Here is a 19,681-nt window from a genome sequence, read left to right on the forward strand (position 1 = left end):
GGGCCGCTCACACGTCGAGCAGGTGCGGCAGTCCGGCGCGGTAGCGGTCGGCGTCGATGCGTTTCCACGGGTCGAAGACCGGCAGGGACACCAAGGGAAAGACCGGGACGCGGGGCGCGGGATCGTCGGCGGCGTCGAGGATCGCGTTCGTGGCGGCGCGGCCGGATTCGTTGGCCCCCTCCATGGTGGCGAGGTCGATGTTGTTGCGCACGTGGTCGCCGCCGAAGAAGAGGTTCGGCACAGCGCAGCGGGCCTCCGGGCGATGGTCGTAGGAGCCGACGGTGTTGACCAGCAGTGGGGTTTCGTTGTGGATGCCGCTCGCGGTCCAGCTGACTCCGGGGTCCAGATGCCAGTAGCGGATGTCCTCGGGACGCAGCCAGCCCGTGCCGGTGTTGAGCCATTCGCTCAGCTGTGCCCACACCTCTTCGGCGATCTCGGCGGCGGTGCACTGTTTGGCCGTTCGGTGGAAGCGGATGCCTGGGGAGTCCCAGTCGGAGATGTCCACCGAAAGGCATTCCCGCACGGTGCCGTCGCCGTACCGGGCGGCGAAGTCGCCTACCCACATCGGCGCTTGACGCAAGGCGGTGAGCGCCCACGGCGAGCCGAGCGCGGCGATGTGGCCTTCCGGCAATTCGGTCGGGCGGGAGAGGTAGTACTGGATGCCGACCATCCAATCGGTCCGGAGTTCGCGCATGCCTGCCAGATGCGGGTCGGCGTCGATGATCTCGTCGCTCAGCAGCGCGACCGCCTTGTCCACCGGCATCGCGCACAGATACCAGTCCGCGGTGACCGCGCTGGAGCGGCCGCTGGGATCGGTGACGATTGCCGAGGCGATCCGACCGTCTCGCAGCTCCAGCCGCCTCGCCCGCTGCCCCAGCACGAATTGCACGCCCCGCGACCGCAGGTGCGTCACCCACGGATCGATCCAGGCTTCGTTGGTGGGGCGGTTGAGAATACGGTCGATACCGGCGGAGTATTGCGGGATCGCCCCGGTTCCCGCCAGGACCAGGGCCTCCCCGATGGTGCCGATCGTGCGGGCCGAACTCGACTGGGGTTTGGCCGCGACGGTGATGCGGGTGAGGGCGCTGACGAGGTATTCGCGGTAGGCCGCCGACTTGCCTTCGGCGCGCAGGATCTGTTCCCACGTCACGTATTCCCATTGCCCGAACCGCCGTTCGGTGCACGAGGTGAACCAGACGGCCATCTGTTTGGCGAAGAACGCCAGTTCGGCCGGGGGCAGTTCGGGAATGAAGCCGAAGGCGCCGATCAGCGTGTTCTGTATGCGCTGTGGTGTGAGCTGGTCGAGGCCCCCGAAATCGACCGGTGCAAACAGTGGCGGCCTGCCGCGGAATCCCGCGACCGTACCCTCGACGCGAACCAGGTTGCCCGCCACGCCATCGGCATTGCCGGGGAACGGAATTCGGCGCATGGTGTCCGGAAGATTCTGATAGCAGCCGGGGAAGAACCGGAAGCCGTGCTCGCCGGGCAGGTCCGCGCGGCCGTCGGCGCCGGTGCCCGGCACGCCCATACTGCGTGCCTTGCCGCCGAGGAACGCCGGTTCGTACACGGTGACCTCGTAGCCGCGTTCGATCAGTTCGTGTGCCGCCGAGAGCCCGGCGACTCCGCCGCCGAGAACCGCGACCGACTTTCCGCCGGTGCGTAGTCCTGGCGTTCGGCGCACTTCCGGTGGTGCGGCGTGGGCTGGGGCGGCGGCGACGGAGACTCCCGCCGCGAGCGCGCCGCGCAGCAGGTCGCGGCGGGTGAGGTCCAGGGTCGGCCGAGGGCGCGGGTCATGCATGTCGATCTCCTGAAGATGCCGCGAGACTGTCTCGCGGCGGCCGGGACGGGATGGCGTCGGCGGGCCCGGTGCTGGTGAAGGCCCGGGCTTCCCTTCGTTCGGAGACCGTGTCGCGGCATTCGCCGACCAGGTCGGCGAGGACGGGCCACGGTGCCCGCCACGAGTCGCGCAGCGCTCCCGCCGCGAACGCTGCGGCGCGTGCGGGAGTGAAGACGTCCTTCGGTTCGACGGTGCGGGAGAAGACTTCGGTGACCCGGTCGGCCAGCACGGGGTCGCCGGCGGCCTTGCGGTAGAGCTCGAACTCCAGCGGGCGCATCGCCGTGCCCCGGGCCAGGCGGTTGGTCCACTGGTAGACGCCTAGGCACTCGCGATCGCGCAGCTGTTCCCACGCGGTCAGGACGATGTCGAGATGCGCGGTGTCGTCGAGGGCGGGTGCGGCGAGTTCGCCGAGCAACCGGCCGTAGCGCAAGGCGTCGCGTATGCCCTGCGCGGTCACCGGGTCCTTGAAATGGCCCGCGTCACCCGGCAGCGCCCAGCCCGGCCCGGTCGAGCGCCGGAAGTAGGACGCCAGGCCGGTGGCCGCACGCACTCGCCCGACTCTGCGGCAGTCGCGCAGCCGCAGCCCAAGACCCGGTAGTCGGTCGATGGCCTCCTGATACCGGCGCTCGGCCCGGCCGGCGCCCGGCTCGGGAGGCTGCGCGGGCGGTTGGACCAGGCTGAGCAGCAGACCGTCGTCGCAGGGGAACGCGGTGCCGAGGTCGGGACCGCAGCGCCATTGCGCGGCGACGTGCCGCTGGTCGGTCGCGCCGTCGTGCCAGTACGCGAAGTAGCAGTCCCGCCCGCTCGGTGCGGACAACCGGGGCGGGGCGGCGCCGACGAGCCGGGCCACCGTACTGCGGCGGCCGTCCGCCCCGACGATCAAGCGGGCGCGCACCTCGTGCACGCCACCGGCTTCGGTGTAGCGGACGCCGACGCAGCGACCGCCGGACCACACCAGGTCGGTGACCCGGACGCCCTCTCGGATCCGCGCTCCGGCCGCGACGGCGGTGGCCACCAGCGCGGCGTCCAATCCGGTCCGCCGCACGCACATCGCGTGGCCGATGCCGTCCACCGGTGTGAACGACGACCGGACCTGAAGGCCGCCACCATCGGCGAAGGCCGTGGTCAGCGGGGGCGCGCCGAGCCGAAGGACGCGCTCTAGAGCGCCCACGCGGCGCAGTTCGGCCAGGCCGGCGGGCCACAGCAGGTGTGTCGAAAGGGTGTCGGACGGAAAGCGCGCCGAGTCCAGCGCGACGACGTCCCGCCCCGCCGTGGCGAACGCGATGGCGGCCGCGGAGCCCGCGCAGCGCGCGCCGACCACCACCACGTCGGTGTACTCGATTGCCGGAGAGGAGGATCCGCGCATCCCCGAACACCTCGGTCAGATAGTCTCGGACACTGTGTCCGATCGATCGTGAGCCGTGTGTGCCCGAATGTCAATATCGGTGCCGTGTCGGCAGAATGGACGCCATGGTGGGACGCACCCGACCGGCACAGCCGAGTAAGGCGGCCGCCGCGCCGCAGAGAGGAGCCGGATGCCCTCGCTGACCCGAGTCCCCAGAAGCGCGCGGAAACCGGTCGATGACCGGCGCGCGGAATTCGAACGACGTGTCCTCGCCGCGGTGGAGGAGTTGCTCGCCGACGGCACGCCCTACACCGAGATCGCCGTCCACCGGATCGCCGCCGCGTCGCAGTCGGCACGGTCGACGTTCTACCGGTACTTCCCGGACAAGAGTCAGCTGCTGATCAGGATGGCAGAATTGGCCACGGCCGATCTGTTCGAGGCCGCCGAGCGCTGGTGGCTCGCCGAGCACAGCGGGCGACAGGCCGGTGTGGTGGCTGCCGTGCGAACCATGATCGCGGGCTTCCGCGAGCACCGCTCCCTGCTGCTGGCGCTGAGCGAGGTGGCCGCCTATGACCGCGACGTCGGCGCGTATTGGCGCGGGCGGGTCGCGGAGTTCGTGCGAGTGGTGCGATCGCGATTGGAGACCGAGCTGGCCGAGGGCCGGATCAGCCCGGCGATCGACCCGCAGGCCACCGCCATCGTGCTCACCTCGATGATCGAGCGGGCGATCGCGGCGAGCTTCTCGTCCGGGTCGGGAGTCACCGACGACGCCCTGGCGGAGGCGCTGGGCCGCGCCATCTGGTTGACCGTATACGGCGACGCACCGTCCTCCTGACGGATCACTCGGCGGCACAAGCGGTCCCATTGCTACAGTCGCGCCCATGACGCAACCCGGACCGCCCCTGCGGATCGGCATCCTGGGCGCCGCACGCATCGCGCCCGCGGCTCTCGTGCGGCCCGCCGCGGCGAGCCCGGACGTGGTGGTCGCCGCCGTGGCCGCCCGCGAGCCCGGACGCGGACGCGCGTTCGCCAGGAAGCACGGCATCGCGCGGGTCTTCGACAGCTACGCCGCACTGATCGCCGCACCCGACATCGACGCGGTCTACAACCCGCTGCCCAACGGTCTGCACGGCCGGTGGACCAAGGAGGCGCTCGCGGCGGGCAAGCATGTGCTGTGCGAGAAGCCGTTCACCGCCAACGCCGCCGAGGCGCGGGAGATCGCGGCGCTGGCCGCGACGTCGGACCGGGTGGTCATGGAGGCGTTCCACTACCGCTACCACCCGATGACCAGGCGGGCCGAGGAGATCATCGCCTCCGGCGAACTCGGCGAGCTGGTGCGGGTGGACACCGCGATGTGCTTTCCGCTGCCGCGGTTCTCGGATATCCGCTACGACTACACCCTCGCAGGCGGGGCGCTGATGGACGCGGGCTGCTACGCGGTCCACATGGCGCGGGTCTTCGGCGGCGAGAATCCGGATGTCGTCGCGGCGACGGCGAAATTGCGTGGCCAGGATATCGACCGCGCGATGAGCGCCGAGCTGCGCTTTCCTTCCGGTCACACCGGACGGCTGCGTTGCTCGATGTGGTCGTCGGACGTGCTGCGCATCGGTGCGCGAGTGGTGGGCGAACGCGGTGAACTGCGGTTGCTCAATCCGGTGGCGCCGCAGCTGCCGCGCAGGCTGTCGGTGCGTTCGGAGCGCGGCAGTCGCACCGAGCAGGTCTCGCGCCGCAGCACCTACGCCTATCAGCTCGACGCCTTCGTCGCGGCGGTGCGGCACGGCGAGCCGGTCCTCACCGCGCCGGACGACGCGGTGGCGACGATGACGGTCATCGACGCGATCTACGCGGCGGCGGGTTTGCCGCTACGGCAACCGGCCTGACGCGGCGATCGCCTCGGTGTAGACCGCGACCAGGCGTTCGGTGAACCGGGACTGCAGCGTCCGATCCGCGTGCCGCGCCAGCACCTCGCGCATGGCGTCGAGCCGGTCCCGATGCTGCGCCAGCAGGCGCAACGCCTCGGCGAGCGCGTCCGTCGAGGCGTCGCGCGCACGGAATTCGCCGCCTTCGGGGACGGTTTCGGTGACGTCGGGGTCGCAGTGCAGCACCGGAATCCCGGCCGCGACCGCTTCGAGCAGCACCATGCCCTGCGTGTCGCACCCGGCGGACGGGAACAGCAGCACGTCGTTGGCACGCATGGCCGTAAGGCACTCCGCCTGGCTCACTTCGCCGTGCAGCCGGACCCGCTCACGCAGGCCGGGCCGGTCGACGGCCGAGCGCAGGCGCGTTTCCAGCGCTCCCGCACCGTAGATGTCCAGGGTGCAGCCCTCGGCCAGGCGCACCGCCTCGACGGCGTCCAACGGTCGCTTCTCCGCGGAGAAGCGACCGCACCACAGCACACGCAGCCGCGGCCCCCGGTCGCGGGGACGCTCCGGGAGGGCGCGCACCAGATCGTCGTCGACTCCGTTGGACACCACGTGCAGCGGCCGATCCACCCCGTGAGCGGCCAACCGCTGCGCGAAATGCCGTGTCGGCACCACGACGTGGTCCGCGGCCTGTGCCTGCGCGACGAGCGGCCGCCAGGCGTGCCGCGCCGTTCGGCTTTCCGGCAGGCGCGGCAGCTCCTTGCGCAAGCCGACGAACCCGCCGTGCAGCACGCGCATGGTGAGGGCGGCGAGGTAGGGAAACGGCGAATTGCGTTCGATGAAGGAATCGTCGCGGCTGTGCATGGACTGGACGACGGGAAGTCCGTGCCTGCGCGCGGCGCGCAATCCGGCGATGCCCGCGCCGTAGGTGGTCTGCGCGTGCACGACGTCGAAACCGCGCTCGGCGAAGACCGTGTCGATGAGGCGCGCGTTCCTGCGGGTCGGCAGCGCTACCGGATACCCGTTCACGCTCATTCCGCCCGTGGTCGTGAGAACGACGATCCCGGAGTCCGGCGGTGTGGGCTCCGGCGGGGGAATGGTGAACACGGTGACGCGATGCCCGAGCCGTTCCAGCGCCGCGCGTTGCGCGCGCATCGACGTCTGGATGCCGCCGAGGGTGGCGGGGTGGAAATCCGCGAACATCGCGATGCGCAGCGAACGTCCCTCGCCCGGTGGCTCGCTCACGCCGTATCCCGCGTTCGGGGTGTGGAGCAGCCGTCGAGGAATTCGAGGATGTGCCCGTACACGTCGAGTGCGGAGCCGCGTCCGAGGAAGGTGTCGAGATGGCCGTAGGAAGGGATCTCGACGTAGCGGACGTCCAGCCCGGGGTGCCGGGCGGTGAGCACGTCGTGGCACAGCTTGTTGGAGTCGAGCCAGACTTCGTTGCGGCTGCCCGACAACAGCAGGACCGGGCAATCGATCCGGTCGGCGTGGTCCAGCGCGTTCTCCGGTAGCACGCGGTAGCGGTCGTCGTTGTCGTTCCAGCGCTGCACGGCATGCGCCAGCTCCATCCGCCGCAACTGCGGCAGCACATGCACCGGGACCGGCCCGAACAGTTGCGCCAAGCGGTCGTGGGTGCGCGGATCGAGATGGTCGTGGACGAACAGCTCGGCACCCATGCCCCAGCCGCCGTGGACCATCCGGCAGGTGGGGTCTGTGCATTCCCCTTTCCGGGTGAGCAGCGCGTACAGCAGCGTTTTCCGCGACCACAGCCCGACTTTGCGGAAATCGGACTCGAGGTGATGGACGCGGGAGCCGAGCAGTTCGCCGCCGACGAGCACGCGCATCCGCACCGCGGCGCTCACTTTCGGAGTGAGGAACACGCCTTGGGCGACGACTCCGGCGAGGCCGGGCACCAGGCCCGCGGCCATGCTCATCGACAGCGCCAGGGCGCCGACGCAATGCGCGACCACGAACAACCGCTGGTCGCCGATGCGTCCGCGGATCTCCTCGACGGCTCCGGGTAGGTCGTAGAGCGCCACGTCGTCGAAGCTGAAACGCGGGCCTGCGGCGTTGTAGGGCAGCCGACAGCTGCCGCGCCAGTCCAGCAGCCACGGCTGGTATCCGGCGTCGACGAGAGCGTCGACGATCGTGCGGATCTCCGGCAGCAGGAACATCTCCGAGGACACGCCGTGGCCGTGGACCAACAGAACCGAGGGCCGCTCGGGATCGTCGACGACCACGCGCCGCAGGCCGAGCAGGGTCCCGTCGGCGGTGCGGAACGGGATCTCCTCCACGACCGGTGCGGCTCCGGGCCGGATGGGGGTGAGCATCAGCGCGACTCCTTCGCGTTGCGGCGCAGATCCAGCAGTTCGGTGCCCACGCGCAGCGCCGGTTCCAGCAGGCCCTTGCCGAGCTGGGATCCGAACCAGCTCAGCCACAACAGTTTCGCGGTCCGCCGCTGGCGTTCGGACAGGCGTGGGTCCACCCGGATGCCGTCGATCTGATCGTGCAGGTAGGTGTGCAGGGGGACCGCGACCTCGCCCGCGAGGCTCGCCGGTTGGTCCTCCCGGCCGAGTTCGACGGTCAACGTGCGTGCCTGCCGGATGATCGTGCGGCGCGCCTCGGCGTATTTGTAGCCCGACAGCCACCACGTCCCGCCGTCGGCGTCGCGCAGCGACAGCCGGTAGTGCATCAGCGGGTGTTTCAGTCCGTGCCGCATAGGGATGCCGTCGTGCGGACGCACCGACGCCACACCGGATACCGTGAGCGGGCCGTCGTGCAGACGCGCGCACCGCAGCTCGCCCCCGACATCGACCGTGCGCCCGGCCACCAGCTGGTGGGTGCTCGCGATGGACAGCCGCAGGTCGAACGTGCAGGGAGTGTCCGCCGCCGCGTCGACGGGCCCGATCGTGCCCACCAGGGTCTCCGCGAACCACAGATACGGTGAGTCCTCCGGCTGTGGCAGCCGTGCCAGGCCGGTGCCCGCGAGCATCTCCAGCGTCTTGTGTTGCGACCGGGCGCCGTAACGGACCGGTTGGGGCAGGTTGTGCGCGCGCAGGAAGGCGCGGGTGCGTTCGTCGGTCGCGGCCGGAACGGACGCCATCGTCTCCAGCGGATGACGCGCGGTAGGGCTGCCCAGCACCTGCGCCAGCGATTCCAGCTCCGGGACCGGCTCGGTGCGGATCCGCTCGACCACCTCGTCACACCAGGCGGCCCAGTGCCGCACCCGCATGTCCATGCCGATCGCCGCCGATTCACCCAGCATCTGCTCCAGCGTGGTCGGCGTGCCGGTGAGATGGTAGTTGTGGCCCCACGCCGTCGGTGCGCACACGATCGCCGCCGCGACCTTGCTCACCCAATCGACCGGGGCCACATGGAGATTGCGCAGCGCGGGGACGGTGCCGAACCGCGACAGCGCCGCGATGATGCCGCTGTTGAGGTCGCGCGGATTGTGCGCGCCGGTCTCGCGGTGCCCGCCGATTCCACCAGGGCGCAGCACCGTGACGACCAGTCCGTGTTCGCGGGCGCGCCGCAGGACGGCCTCGGCCGCCCATTTCGTCCGGTCGTAGCCGATCACGAGTTTGCCGATGTTCGCCACCGGATCGTCCTCGCCCATCGAGGCGATGCCGAGCTCGTTGAACACCGCGATGGAGGAGACGTGGTGCAACGGTTTCGGTCGTCCGGTTGCCGCCAGCCGGGCCAGGGTCAGCGGGCCGAGCACGTTGCCGCGGCGCAGCGACCGGTAGCCACGCAGGAAGTCGACCGCCGCGCCGACGTTGACGATCGCGTCGATCTCCTCCGCCAGCGCGGCCCACGCTTTCTCGGAGAGGCCGAGATTCGGTTCACGCAGGTCGCCCGGCAGCACTGTCACCCGCCTGCGCACCTCCGGCGACCACGGCAGCAGGAAACGCGTCAACGCGGCGGCCAGCCGGTCCAGGGCGTCCGCGTCGTCGCGCGCGCGAACGAGGCAGACGACGTGGGCGTCGCTGCCGCGCAACAGGTCCAGCAGCAGGTGGCTGCCGAGGAAGCCGGTGGCGCCGGTGAGCAGAACGCGGCGCGGCGCGACCCGCTCCGGCGGGTCGGTGAAGGGCAGCCGGTCGGCTCCGGCGACGTCGGCCATGAGCTGCGCGAGTTCGTCGTCCACGGTATCGGCCACCGGCGACCGCGTTTCGCGTTCGGTGGCTTCCGCTCGCGCGCCCAGCCAGCGCCGCGCCAGCCTGCGCGGCCGCGCGTCGGCGAACACGTCGTCCAACTCGAGGTGGACGTCGAGTTCCCTGGCGAGCGCCGCCACGAATTGCACCGCGGCGACGGATGTTCCGCCGCCGTCGAAGAAATCGGTGTCCGGCCCGAGAGGCTCGACGGTGAAGCGGTCGGCCACCTGGATGACCGCCGCCGTGAGCGACTCGGTGTCCCACGCGCCGGGACGCGCGATCGCCGCCGTCGCGGTGGCCACGTCGCCGCCCGCGCGGGCCAGCAACGCGGACACGTCCAGACCGCCGCCGCGTTCGATCGCCTCGGCGAGGTCGCGCCGATCGGCTCGCTCGGCGGGCGGCGGGTACGCGCCGTTCGGACTGCGCACAGGAAACTCCTTGTCGGCCATGGTCATCGCGCCCAGGATCGGAACGTGCGCAGACGCTCCAGCGGCACGTCGACCTCGATTCGTTCGCTGTCGATGTGGCCGCCGCCGAGCGCGGCGGCCAACCGGCGGGCGGGCACGTTGCGCGCGGTGCGGTGCACGGTCATACGCACCGTCGCGCGATCCAGCGCCGCCGCGCGGTCGGCCAGCCAGCCGAGCAGGCGTTCCTCGACGCCGCGGCCGAGGGCGCGGCAGCTGAGATGCCATCCGCGCACACACAGCGCGGTCGCGTCGGTGTGCATCGCCAGCACGGCGATCGTCCCGTAGTCGCCGAACCGGTCGCGCGCCGCGGCGGTCCACACCTCGCCGTCCTCCCGCCAGCGGTCGACATCCTGGTCGGTGCTCGAGCCCAGCGCGAATTGGCTGGTGCGCCGGACCAGTTGGACCGCACGCGTCAAGCCGTGGTCCGACAGCGGCTCGACGGTCACCTCCAGATCCAGTTGGTCCAGGAACTGCGCGAAATCGACGTGCTCCCTGGCCAAATCGCGTTCGCGCTCGTGCCGGTAGAACTCCGCACGGCCGGCGTCCTCCGCGGTCACCGCCACCGGTGTCACCGGCCACAACCGGGTCAGGAACGCGGTCAGCTCCTCGATCGGGGGACAGGTCACCGCGAGCACTTCCGGCAGGCGGGAACGCATCTTCGCGATCTCGACCGGGTTGTCGTCCAGATAGACCACCTCCTCCAGCGCGAGGCCCAACGTTCGCGCCGCCGCCTCGAGCCGGTCGGTCTTGCTGTCCCACCCGGTGCAGACGAGGGTGAAATCGGTGGCGCGCAGCGGACTGTCCGGGCGGTCCAGCACCGCTTGGACGGAGTCCTCGTCGTTGTTGCTGATCAGCACCAGCAGCGTGCCCGCGGCGCGCCATTGCCGCAAGCGCCGCGCCAGCGTGCGCCGCGGCGGATCGAAAGTGACCGCCGCGGGGCCGATCTCACCCACCACGCCACTCCACAGTGTGTCGTCGCCGTCCACGGCGATGACCTTCGGCGCGGGCAACAGGGCCGTGCGGGCGACGGCGGCGAGCGTCAGCGCCACCGCCGCCTGGAACTCCTCGGTGAACGGCAGGTGTGCCAGCGCGTCGGTCTGCGCGTCGAAGCGATGCGCCACCCGGTGGTCGCGAGTCCAGTCGGTTTCGGTGAGAACCGCGACGCCAGGGATCTCCCGTAGCCGCTCGGCGGTCAGCCGGTCCCACCGCGTCAGTCGCCCATCGGGTTCGGGCGACGGGAGGACGCCGACGATGATCGGAACGCGCGCGCGTTCGGCGGCTTCCCGGACGGCGGCGGGATACCGCGCGGCAAGTTCGTCGAGATCGTCGTCGGTGAGCGGTCCGAATCGCTCCAGGTCCGCCGCGCGCAACAGCACGATGCCCAGGGCGGTCGACGGTTGGGCGAAGACCCCGGACGGGTCGCGCAGCCCGGCCAGGACGTGGTGGTACGGCGCCTCGAACACGGTCGGACCGTCGATGCCGTGAGCGTGTGCCGCCGCGCGATACAGATCCGGCAGCTTGCCCAGCGCGAACGTGGCCGCGAACGCGACGCCGCGCGGCGCCTCCGGACGCGCGGGGCGCACCGGCAGCCCGGGACGCTCCACCACCTCCTCGAGCAGCGCGAGGTAGTCGCGCCCGAGCCGGGTGCAGCTCGCGTCATCGATGATGTCGGCGTTGTAGGTGAACCAGATGCGGTCCGCTCCGGCGAGCACCGCCACCATGAGGTCGAGATCGGAGTATCCGGTGCCCACCGGAATCAGGTCGGCGCGGTGCACCGGCGCATCGGCCCGCAGATAGTTGAAGTACACCGCGACCAGCGGCGCGTTGTCCCGATACAGGCCCTCCGCGGCGAGCGTGGCGAGCACGTCGGAGAAACCCGCACCCGGCACCAGCAGGCGCCGCAGCCGGTCGCCGGACCTGCGCAGTAGGTCGTCGATCGACTCGCCGGGCTCGACGGTCGCCGGATACGGCACGGGCACACCGAAGTAGCCGACCGCGGTCGGCGCGTCGGCGTGGATGCGGGTGTCCACCGGCACGGCGAGCGCGAAACGATCGGTGTCCTGCCGCCGGGCGAGCAGCACTGTCAGCGTGCCGAGGAACAGCGCCGCGGGCGTGATGCCCAGCTCCCGAGCGCGTCGCGCCGCCCGCTCGCGCAGCCCCGCGGGCAGCTCCAGCAGCACCTCGCCGGCACGGTGGGTGCGCTGAGCAGGCCTGGGCCGGGCGAGGGTGAGTTCGAGGCGGCCGCATCCGGCGAATTCCGCGCGCCACTCGGCGTCGGGCTCGGCCTGCGGCGCCTGGGCGGCGAGCAGATCGTGCATGTCCTTGTTGGACAGCGTGTCCGGGAACTGGGCGCCGGACAACTCGGCGCCGATCTCTTCGGCGATCAGCACCATCGACTGGACATCGCACATACCGTGGTGGGCTCCGAAGACGAGCTCCTGCTCGCCGGAATCGGAACTCAGCAGTTCGAACCGCCACAGCGGCCCCTCCGCCAAGTCGAACGGCTCGCGCATCAGCTCGCGGAACCGGACGCGCGTGACGGCGTGATCGAGCCGGTCGACGGCCGACGAGCGCAACAGCGGCCCGCCCGGTCGGGACCGCACCTGCAACCGGGTGCCGTGCTCGTCGCTGGGCACGATCACCGTGCGCAACGCCGCGTGCCGCGCGGCGAGGCGGTCGAGAATCGCGTCCAGTTCGGCGTGTTCCACCGTCCTGGGCAAGCGCATGGCCAGCCCGCCGGTCTGGGCGACGCTCGGAATGCCTTGCTGGGCCGTGCGCAGCAGCCGCATCAGATCGCGGGTGACGGGCAGCGTGACGACCTCGGGGACGTCCTGGTCGTCCGGGCGCGCGGCGGGCTCGCCCGTCTGCGTGCGCGCCGCCTCGCCGACGAGATATTCCGCCAGCGCGGCGGGACTGCGCCCGGCGAAGATCTCGCTCAGCGGCACCAGGATGCCGGTGTCGTCGCGCAACCGGTTGCGCAGTTCCACCGCCATCAGCGAGTCCATGCCCAGCCCCTGGAACGACCGGTCCGCCGCGATGGCCTCCGCACCGGAGTGCCCGAGCACGTCGGCGGCCCGGCGCGCCACCACGTCGATCGCGATCGCGGTCGCCTCGGCGGGCGGCAATCCACGCAGCCGCTCGGCGAACCGGGACCGCACCGACGGGTCGGCGGCGTCGCGGTGCACGACCGTTCGGCGCGAAGGCGGACGGATCGTCCCGCGCAGCAGCAGCGGAACATATGGTGCGCGCCGCATCGCGTCGGCATCGATCCGCAGCGGCGCCAGCACCGGCTCGTTCCGGCGCAACGCCGCGTCGAAGGCGGCCAAGCCGTCGCGCGCGCCGAGCGGGCGCACGCCGGAGCGTTCCATGCGCCGGATGTCGGCCGCCGCCATCACCTCGTGCATGTCCAGGCTCCACGGACCCCACGCCAGCGACTGCGCGGGCAGGCCTCGGGCGACGCGATGGGTGGCGAGGGCATCGAGGTAGGCGTTGGCGGCGGCGTAGTTCGCCTGCCCGGGATTGCCGAGAAGGCCCGCGACCGAGGAGAACAGCACGAAGCACGACAGGTCCATGCCCGAGGTCAGCTCGTGCAGGTGATACGCCGCGTCGACCTTCGGCCGCAGCACCGCTTCGAGCCGTTCGGGCGTCAGCGAGCCCAGCGTGCCGTCGTCGAGCACCATCGCGGCGTGCACGACGCCGCTGAGTGCGCGTCCGCGCAGCATTTCGGCCAGCGCGGCACGGTCGGCCACATCGCAGCGGGCGAAGACCACGTCCGCGCCGAGACCGGTGATCTCGGCGCGCAGGTCCTCCGCGCCGGGGCCGTCGGCGCCGCGGCGGCTGGCGAGCAACAGCTTCGTGACCCCGTGCGCCCGCACCAGATGCCGCGCCAGCAGCGAGCCGAGCCGCCCCGGCGCTCCGGTGACGAGTACGAAACCGTCTCCGAAATCGGGGGCGGCACCACCGGACACCGGAGGACGCACCAGACGCGGCGCGAACAGGACGCCGTCACGCACCAGCGCCTGTGCCGCACCGGAGGCGAGCACCGTCGCGACGTCGACCTCGGCGTCAGCACTGTCGACCAGCACGATGCGGTCGGGGTTCTCCGACTGCGCTGTGCGGGCCAGGCCCCAGACCGCCGCTCCCGCGGTGTTTTCGATGTCCTCGCCGGGCAGCGCCATCGCCCCGCGGGTGCGTACCACGATGGTCGCCGCCGCGAGTCGCGGATCGTCGAGTGCCGCCTGCAGGCCTGCGAGCGCGTGCCGCACCGCCGTGTGCACCGTATCGATCGAATCGCCTCGAGCGGCTTCGATGATCACCGCGTCCGGCGCGGGCTCGTGCGGACCGAGCCGCGACCATGCGACGGCGGTGACCGGCCGCGGCGTCATCGGCGTCGGAAGCGCCGCCCACTCCGGCCGGAACAAGGTGCGGTGCGCGGCGGACAACGCGCTGTCGAGCAGCTTCGCCTCGGGTGCGGGCCGAAGGAGCAGCGACCGTATCGACACGACCGGTTGTCCGGTGTGATCCTCGGCCATGACCCGCACCCCGCCGGAGTCGTCGAGCGAGATCCGGACCCGCAACGCCGTCGCGCCGGAGGCATGCAAGCGCACGCCGGTCCAGGCGAACGGCAGCAGCGCCGAACCACTCTCGTCCGCGCCCAGCAGCAGCGCCGCGTGCAGCGCGGAGTCGAGCAACGCGGGATGGAGCTCGAAGCGTGCGGCATCGCCGTGGGCGTGCTCCGGGAGCGCCACGTCGGCGAAGACGTCCCCGCCGCGCCGCCACGCCGCGCGCACCGACCGGAACAGCGGCCCGTAGCGATGCCCGCGATCGGACAGTCGCGCGTACATGTCCTCGACGTCGACGGCCGTCGCCCCGGCCGGAGGCCACCGGTCGGCGTCGAGGCCGCCGGAATCGGTCTCGTCCGTCGCCGCCAGGATCCCGCGGGCGTGCAATGTCCACGAGGTGTCGAGATCGCGTTCGAGTCGCGAGTGGATCGAGACGGGTCGGCAACCGTCGGCGTCGGCGTCGGCGACCACCACCTGGATCTGCACCGCGGCCTCCTCGGTGAGCACCACCGGGGCGTGCAGCACGAGTTCGCGCACGTTTCCGGTGTCCACCTCGTCACCGGCGCGGATGGCGAGTTCGACCAGAGCGGTGCCGGGCAGGACGACCGCCGCGGGCGCGGCATGCTCGGCCAGCCACGGATGGGTCCGCAGGGAGATCCGGCCGGTCAGCGTCACGCTACCGGAATCCGGTTGCGGCACAACGGCGCCCACGAAAGGATGGCTCGCGGACCGCAATCCCAGCGCCGCGGCGTCCTCGGACACCGATTCGGTCCAGAACCGCCGCCGGTCGAAAGCGTAGGTCGGCAGGTCGACGCGGCCGTGCGCGGGCGTGAGGCGGGTCCAGTCGAGGTCGTGGCCGGCCACCCACAGCGCGGCCTGGGCGCGGGCCAGGCTGCGCGGACCGTCCTGGTCACGCACCAGCGAGCCGACCGCGACGACCTCGTGACCGGTGTCCTCCGCGACGGCTCGCACCGCCGTGGTCAGCAGTGGATGCACGCCGAGTTCGACGAAATACCGGTATCCGTCGCCGATCATCCGCTCGATCGTGCTCGCGAACCGGACCGGTTCCCGCGCATTGCGATACCAGTAGTCGCTGTCGGCGGGGTCGGTCATCCGCCCGCCCAGCACCGTCGAGTACCAGGGAACGACCGGCGCGGCGGCGGCCGCCCCGGCGAGTTCGTCGAGCAGTTGCCGCCGGATGGGCTCCAGCAGAGCGGAATGCCCGGCCAGCGCGGGTCCCGCGGCCAGCATCCGCACGTCGACCTGTTCGTCCTCCAGTTCGCGCACGAGCGCCTCGACCGCCTCGCGCGCTCCCGCCACGACCGTGGAGCGGGGGATGTTGATCGCCGCGATCGATACCGCTGTGTCCGTTGCCAAGCGTTCTTCGAGTCGCTGTGCGGGCAGGCCGATCATCGCCATCGCGCCCTGCTCGGTGATGCCGGCCATCAGGCGGCTGCGTGTCACGACGACGTGGGCGGCTTCGTCGAGGCTCAGCGCACCGGAGACGTAGGCCGCGGCGATCTCGCCCTGGCTGTGGCCGATCACGGCATCCGGTATGACGCCCGCGTCCCGCCAGGTGGCCGCCAGCGCCGCCATCGTGGCGAACAGCAGCGGTTGCACGAGGGTGAAGTCGCCCAGTTGCGCCGCGGTGAGACCGAACAGCGCGGTCGCCAGCGACCATCCGGTGCGGTGCCGGAACGCTTCGTCGCAGCGCGCGAACTCGGCGCGGAACACTTCGGAGCGAGCCAGCATGTCACGTGCCATCCCGGCCCACTGCACGCCCTGCCCGGGGAAGACGAATGCCGTCTTGCCCGCGGTGAGCGCCGCGTCCGCGCCCACGACCACATCGGGCGCCGCTCGGTGCTCGACCAGATCGCCGAGTGCGGAGAGCATTTCGCCCCGCTCGCCCGCCACGACGACGGCCCGCCATTCGAACGGCGTGCGGTGCAGAGCCAGCGAGCGGGACACGGGTGCGGGATCGAGTGTGGGATCTTCGGTGAGGTGATCGAGCAGGCGTCGGGCTTGACCGTGCAGCGAGACCCGGTTGCGTGCCGAGATCGGCAGCAGCGCGATCCCGCGACCGCCCGGTTCGTCGTCGAACGGGCCGGACTCGTCGTCTACGGCGGGCGCTTCTTCGAGAACGAGGTGGGCGTTGGTGCCGCTGAGCCCGAACGCGCTCACTCCGGCGCGGCGGGGCCGATCGCCTCTCGGCCACGGCGCCGAATCGGTCCGCACGGCCAAACCGCTGCCGTCCCAATCGATCTGCGGCGTCGGCGGCCCGTCATGGGCCATCCCCGGTATCCGCTCGTGTTGCAGCCCGAGTACCAGCTTGACGACGCCGCCGATGCCGGCCGCCGCTTGGGTATGGCCCACATTGGATTTCAGCGAACCCACGCCGAGCGGGCGTTCGGGCTCCCGGTCGGGACCGAAGACGCGCGCCAAGGCGCGTGCTTCGATCGGATCGCCGAGGGCGGTGCCGGTGCCGTGCGCCTCCACGTAGTCCAGGTCCGCGGGCCTCAGCCCGGCGGCGCGCAACGCCGCCTTGATGACCTGCTCCTGCGCGAATCCGTTGGGCGCGCTGATACCTTGGCTGCGCCCGTCCTGGTTGACCGCGGAGCCGCGGACCACGGCCAGCACCCGGTCGCCGTCGCGCCGGGCGTCGTCGAGCCGCTTCAGCAGCACCAGACCGGCGCCCTCGGCCCACACCGTGCCGTCCGCGCCCGCCGAGAACGGCGCGCACCGTCCCGACGGCGACAGCACACCGAGTTTGCACAGCTCCACGTGCGCGGTCGGTCCCATCAGCAGCGTCGCGCCGCCGGCCAGGGCCAGATCGCATTCGCCCGCGCGCAGCGCCTGCGCGGCCAGATGCATGGCGACGATCGATGAGGAACAGGCCGTGTCGAGGGTGACGGCGGGTCCGTGGAAACCCAGCGTGTACGCGACCCGCCCGGAGGCCACACTCGGGGAGAGCCCGGTGCCGACCTGCCCGTTCAACTGGCTCGGAGCGGGGTCGGCGAGATAACCGGTGCTGTACACCCCGAAGTACACCCCGGTCGTGCTGCCCTGCAGCTGTCTGGGGTCGCGGCCGGACCGTTCGATCGCCTCCCAGCTCAGCTCCAGCATGAGCCGCTGCTGCGGGTCCATCACCGCCGCCTCGCGCGGGCCGATGCCGAAGAACGCGGCGTCGAACTGGTCGACCTGGGTGAGGTAGCCGCCGCGGAAGGTGTAGGCCTTGCCTTCCGCCGCCGGATCCGGGTCGTAGAGCCCGTCGACGCTCCAGCGTCCTGGCGGCACCTCCGACAGGCCGTCGCGTCCGTCGTCGAGCAGGCGCCACAACGCTTCCGGATCGTCGGCGCCGCCGGGAAACCGGCAGGCCATCGCGATGATCGCGATGGCGTCGTCGCTGCGCTCCTGCTGCGGAACGGGCGCGTCCTCGGTTGCGGTATCGTGCAGCGCCGCCACGACTTGCGCGATGGTCGGGTGCTCGAAGAACAGGTTGGTGTCCAGACTCCGCCCGACCCGGTCGGAGAGCTCCACGACCAGTTCCACCAGATCCGCTGAGCCGAGACCGAATTCGACCAGCGGCCGGTGCACGTCGATGCGCGCCGGATCGAGGTAGGCCAGCCGGGCGATGATCTCCACCAGCCAGCTCCGCATTTCCTCGGCGCCGAGCGCCTCGCCTCGCGGTGCGCCCGACGGTGCACCGGCCTCGTCGAGTTCTCCGCGGACAGGCGACACCGGCGCGAACTCGTCGTCGAGATACGCCGCGCGGCAGGCTTGTCGCTGAACTTTGCCGCTGCTGGTCTTGAGGAGGGCGCCGGGCCGGATCAGGACCACCGATCGCAGCGTCAGCGCGTGTTCCGCGCCGATCGCCGCGCGGATCGCTGCTTCGGCGTCGGCGAGCTCGGCGGGATCCTCGGTGCGCACTTCGGCGACCACCACGGGCAGCTCTCCGTCGATGCCCCCGTCCACCGAGAACGCCGCGACGCACCCCGGGCGGACGGCCTCGTGCGCGGACTCGACCGTCGACTCCAAGTCCTGCGGGTAGTGGTTCTTGCCGTCGATGATCAGCACATCTTTGCGCCGGCCCGTGACGAACAGCTCACCGCCGGAGAAGAATCCGAGATCGCCGGTGCGGAGGAAAGCGCGATCGTCATCGTCCAACCCGGCATGGAAGGTCTCGGCGGTAGCCGTCTCGTTGCCCAGATACCCTGCGGCGACACTGGTTCCGGTCACCCAGATCTCGCCCTCGACGCCGTCGGCGCACGCGGTGTGCCGGTCGGGATCCACGATGACGATCGACAGCCCTTCGGCCGGGCTCCCCACACCGACCAGCTCGGACCGGCCGGGCGGCAGGATCACCGTCGGCGGCGCGCCGAGCTGCGCGGCGCTGACGATGAGCGTGGCCTCGGCCAAGCCGTAGACCGGCTGGAACGACTCCGCCCGGAATCCCGTACTCGCGAAGGTGTCGGCGAACCGGCGCACCGTGGCCGGACGCACCGTCTCCGCACCGTTGAACGCCACTCTCCAGCAGCTCAAGTCGAGGCGGTCGATTTGTTCGGAAGTCGTGCGGCGCAGGCACAGCTCGTAGCCGAAATTGGGGCCGCCGCTGGTGTGCGCGCCGAACGTGGAGACCGCTTGTGGCCAGCGCTCGGGGCGCTGCAGAAAATCCTTGGGCGACAACAGCACCGCGTTCGCGCCGACGAACATCGTCTGCAACACGGGGGCGATGAGCCCCATATCGTGATACATCGGCAGCCAGCTGACGAACAGCGCGTCGGTGAGCGAAGCCAGCAGATCCGGCGTATGGCCCAGTGCCGTGGCGATGGCGCGTTCATTGTGCAGCAGGTTCGCGTGGGTGACCACGACGCCGCGCGGCGCGCTCGTCGAACCCGAGGTGTACTGCAGGAAGGCGATCGAGTCCGGCCCGACGGCGGGCCTGCGCCACGAGTCCGCCGCGTCGTCGGGGATCTCGTCGGTCGCCAGCCAGGCCGGCTCGCCCAGTTCGGGCAGGTGCTCGATCGGCGCGGTGGCCTCGGCGCGGACCTGGGCGGTGGTGAGCACCGCGTCCACGCCGGCATCGGCGACCAGGTGCCGCAACCGCCGCAGGGACCGGGAGTCCAGCTGCGGTAGCGGGGCGGGCACGGCGACGACGTCCGCGGCCAGACAGCCGAAAAAGCTTGTGATGAAATCCAATCCGGACGGGTACAGCAGCAGAGCCCGGCGGATGCCGCGATCCTGCAACGCGGCGGCGATCGCCCGCGCCCGGGCAGACACCCCGGCATAGGTGATGTCGTCGGTGGGGCCGTCGGCGTCGCCGGTGCGCAAGAAGCGGTACGCGGTCGCGGCGGGCACGGTCTCGCCGCGGGTGAGCAGGATATCGAGGAACGAACGGTAATCGGTCATGCGGTACAACCTTCGGAACTCGACGGTCACGGTTGTCGTGCGCTCGCC

At 71.3% G+C, this 19,681-nt stretch carries 8 protein-coding genes; 2 read left to right on the top strand and 6 right to left on the bottom strand.

Features of this window, described 5'->3' with window-relative positions; genetic code table 11:
- Positions 1-7 precede the first annotated feature (7 nt).
- Complete coding sequence (locus tag ACIA5H_RS25575) at positions 8-1,798, bottom strand: FAD-dependent oxidoreductase (RefSeq protein WP_397077776.1); 1,791 nt, start codon at positions 1,796-1,798, stop codon at positions 8-10.
- Positions 1,791-3,203 carry an NAD(P)/FAD-dependent oxidoreductase gene (locus tag ACIA5H_RS25580; protein WP_379255813.1) on the bottom strand — a complete coding sequence of 471 codons (1,413 nt, stop codon included), beginning with the start codon at positions 3,201-3,203 and terminating at the stop codon, positions 1,791-1,793. Before ACIA5H_RS25580 ends, ACIA5H_RS25575 begins: the two co-directional genes overlap by 8 nt.
- A gap of 169 nt (positions 3,204-3,372) precedes the next feature.
- Between ACIA5H_RS25580 and ACIA5H_RS25585 the strand changes: the two genes are divergently transcribed.
- Both ACIA5H_RS25585 and ACIA5H_RS25590 read left to right on the top strand, forming a co-directional pair.
- A complete protein-coding gene (locus ACIA5H_RS25585) occupies positions 3,373-4,017 on the top strand; it encodes a TetR/AcrR family transcriptional regulator (RefSeq protein ID WP_397077779.1) in 645 nt (214 codons plus the stop codon).
- A 46-nt stretch (positions 4,018-4,063) separates the two neighbouring features.
- Positions 4,064-5,062, top strand: a complete 999-nt coding sequence (locus ACIA5H_RS25590) for a Gfo/Idh/MocA family protein (RefSeq protein ID WP_379255809.1) — start codon at positions 4,064-4,066, stop codon at positions 5,060-5,062.
- On the opposite strand, the gene ACIA5H_RS25595 is transcribed toward ACIA5H_RS25590, so the two are convergent.
- From ACIA5H_RS25595 to ACIA5H_RS25610, 4 genes are read right to left on the bottom strand one after another with little or no spacing between them, the layout of a single operon-like run.
- On the bottom strand, positions 5,045-6,289 hold the full coding sequence (locus ACIA5H_RS25595; protein WP_397077781.1) for a glycosyltransferase: 1,245 nt from the start codon (positions 6,287-6,289) through the stop codon (positions 5,045-5,047). The genes ACIA5H_RS25590 and ACIA5H_RS25595 overlap by 18 nt on opposite strands.
- Complete coding sequence (locus ACIA5H_RS25600; protein WP_355080543.1) at positions 6,286-7,377, bottom strand: esterase; 1,092 nt, start codon at positions 7,375-7,377, stop codon at positions 6,286-6,288. The genes ACIA5H_RS25595 and ACIA5H_RS25600 overlap by 4 nt, the downstream gene beginning before the upstream one ends.
- A complete protein-coding gene (locus tag ACIA5H_RS25605) occupies positions 7,377-9,653 on the bottom strand; it encodes a thioester reductase domain-containing protein (protein WP_397077784.1) in 2,277 nt (758 codons plus the stop codon). The genes ACIA5H_RS25600 and ACIA5H_RS25605 overlap by 1 nt, the downstream gene beginning before the upstream one ends.
- Positions 9,650-19,633: an HAD-IIIC family phosphatase gene (locus ACIA5H_RS25610; protein WP_397077786.1), complete on the bottom strand. Its 9,984-nt coding sequence runs from the start codon at positions 19,631-19,633 to the stop codon at positions 9,650-9,652. Before ACIA5H_RS25610 ends, ACIA5H_RS25605 begins: the two co-directional genes overlap by 4 nt.
- Positions 19,634-19,681 lie beyond the last annotated feature (48 nt).

It is taken from the genome of Nocardia sp. NPDC051900, assembly GCF_044452545.1.
Taxonomy (GTDB): Bacteria; Actinomycetota; Actinomycetes; order Mycobacteriales; family Mycobacteriaceae; genus Nocardia; species Nocardia sichangensis.

Excerpts from the sequence above, each read along its gene's own strand:
- ACIA5H_RS25590 (WP_379255809.1), top strand. The coding sequence starts at position 4,064 with ATGACGCAACCCGGACCGCCCCTGCGGATCGGCATCCTGGGCGCCGCA.
- ACIA5H_RS25585 (WP_397077779.1), top strand. The coding sequence starts at position 3,373 with ATGCCCTCGCTGACCCGAGTCCCCAGAAGCGCGCGGAAACCGGTCGAT.
- ACIA5H_RS25580 (WP_379255813.1), bottom strand. The coding sequence starts at position 3,203 with ATGCGCGGATCCTCCTCTCCGGCAATCGAGTACACCGACGTGGTGGTG.
- ACIA5H_RS25600 (WP_355080543.1), bottom strand. The coding sequence starts at position 7,377 with ATGCTCACCCCCATCCGGCCCGGAGCCGCACCGGTCGTGGAGGAGATC.
- ACIA5H_RS25575 (WP_397077776.1), bottom strand. The coding sequence starts at position 1,798 with ATGCATGACCCGCGCCCTCGGCCGACCCTGGACCTCACCCGCCGCGAC.
- ACIA5H_RS25605 (WP_397077784.1), bottom strand. The coding sequence starts at position 9,653 with ATGACCATGGCCGACAAGGAGTTTCCTGTGCGCAGTCCGAACGGCGCG.
- ACIA5H_RS25610 (WP_397077786.1), bottom strand. The coding sequence starts at position 19,633 with ATGACCGATTACCGTTCGTTCCTCGATATCCTGCTCACCCGCGGCGAG.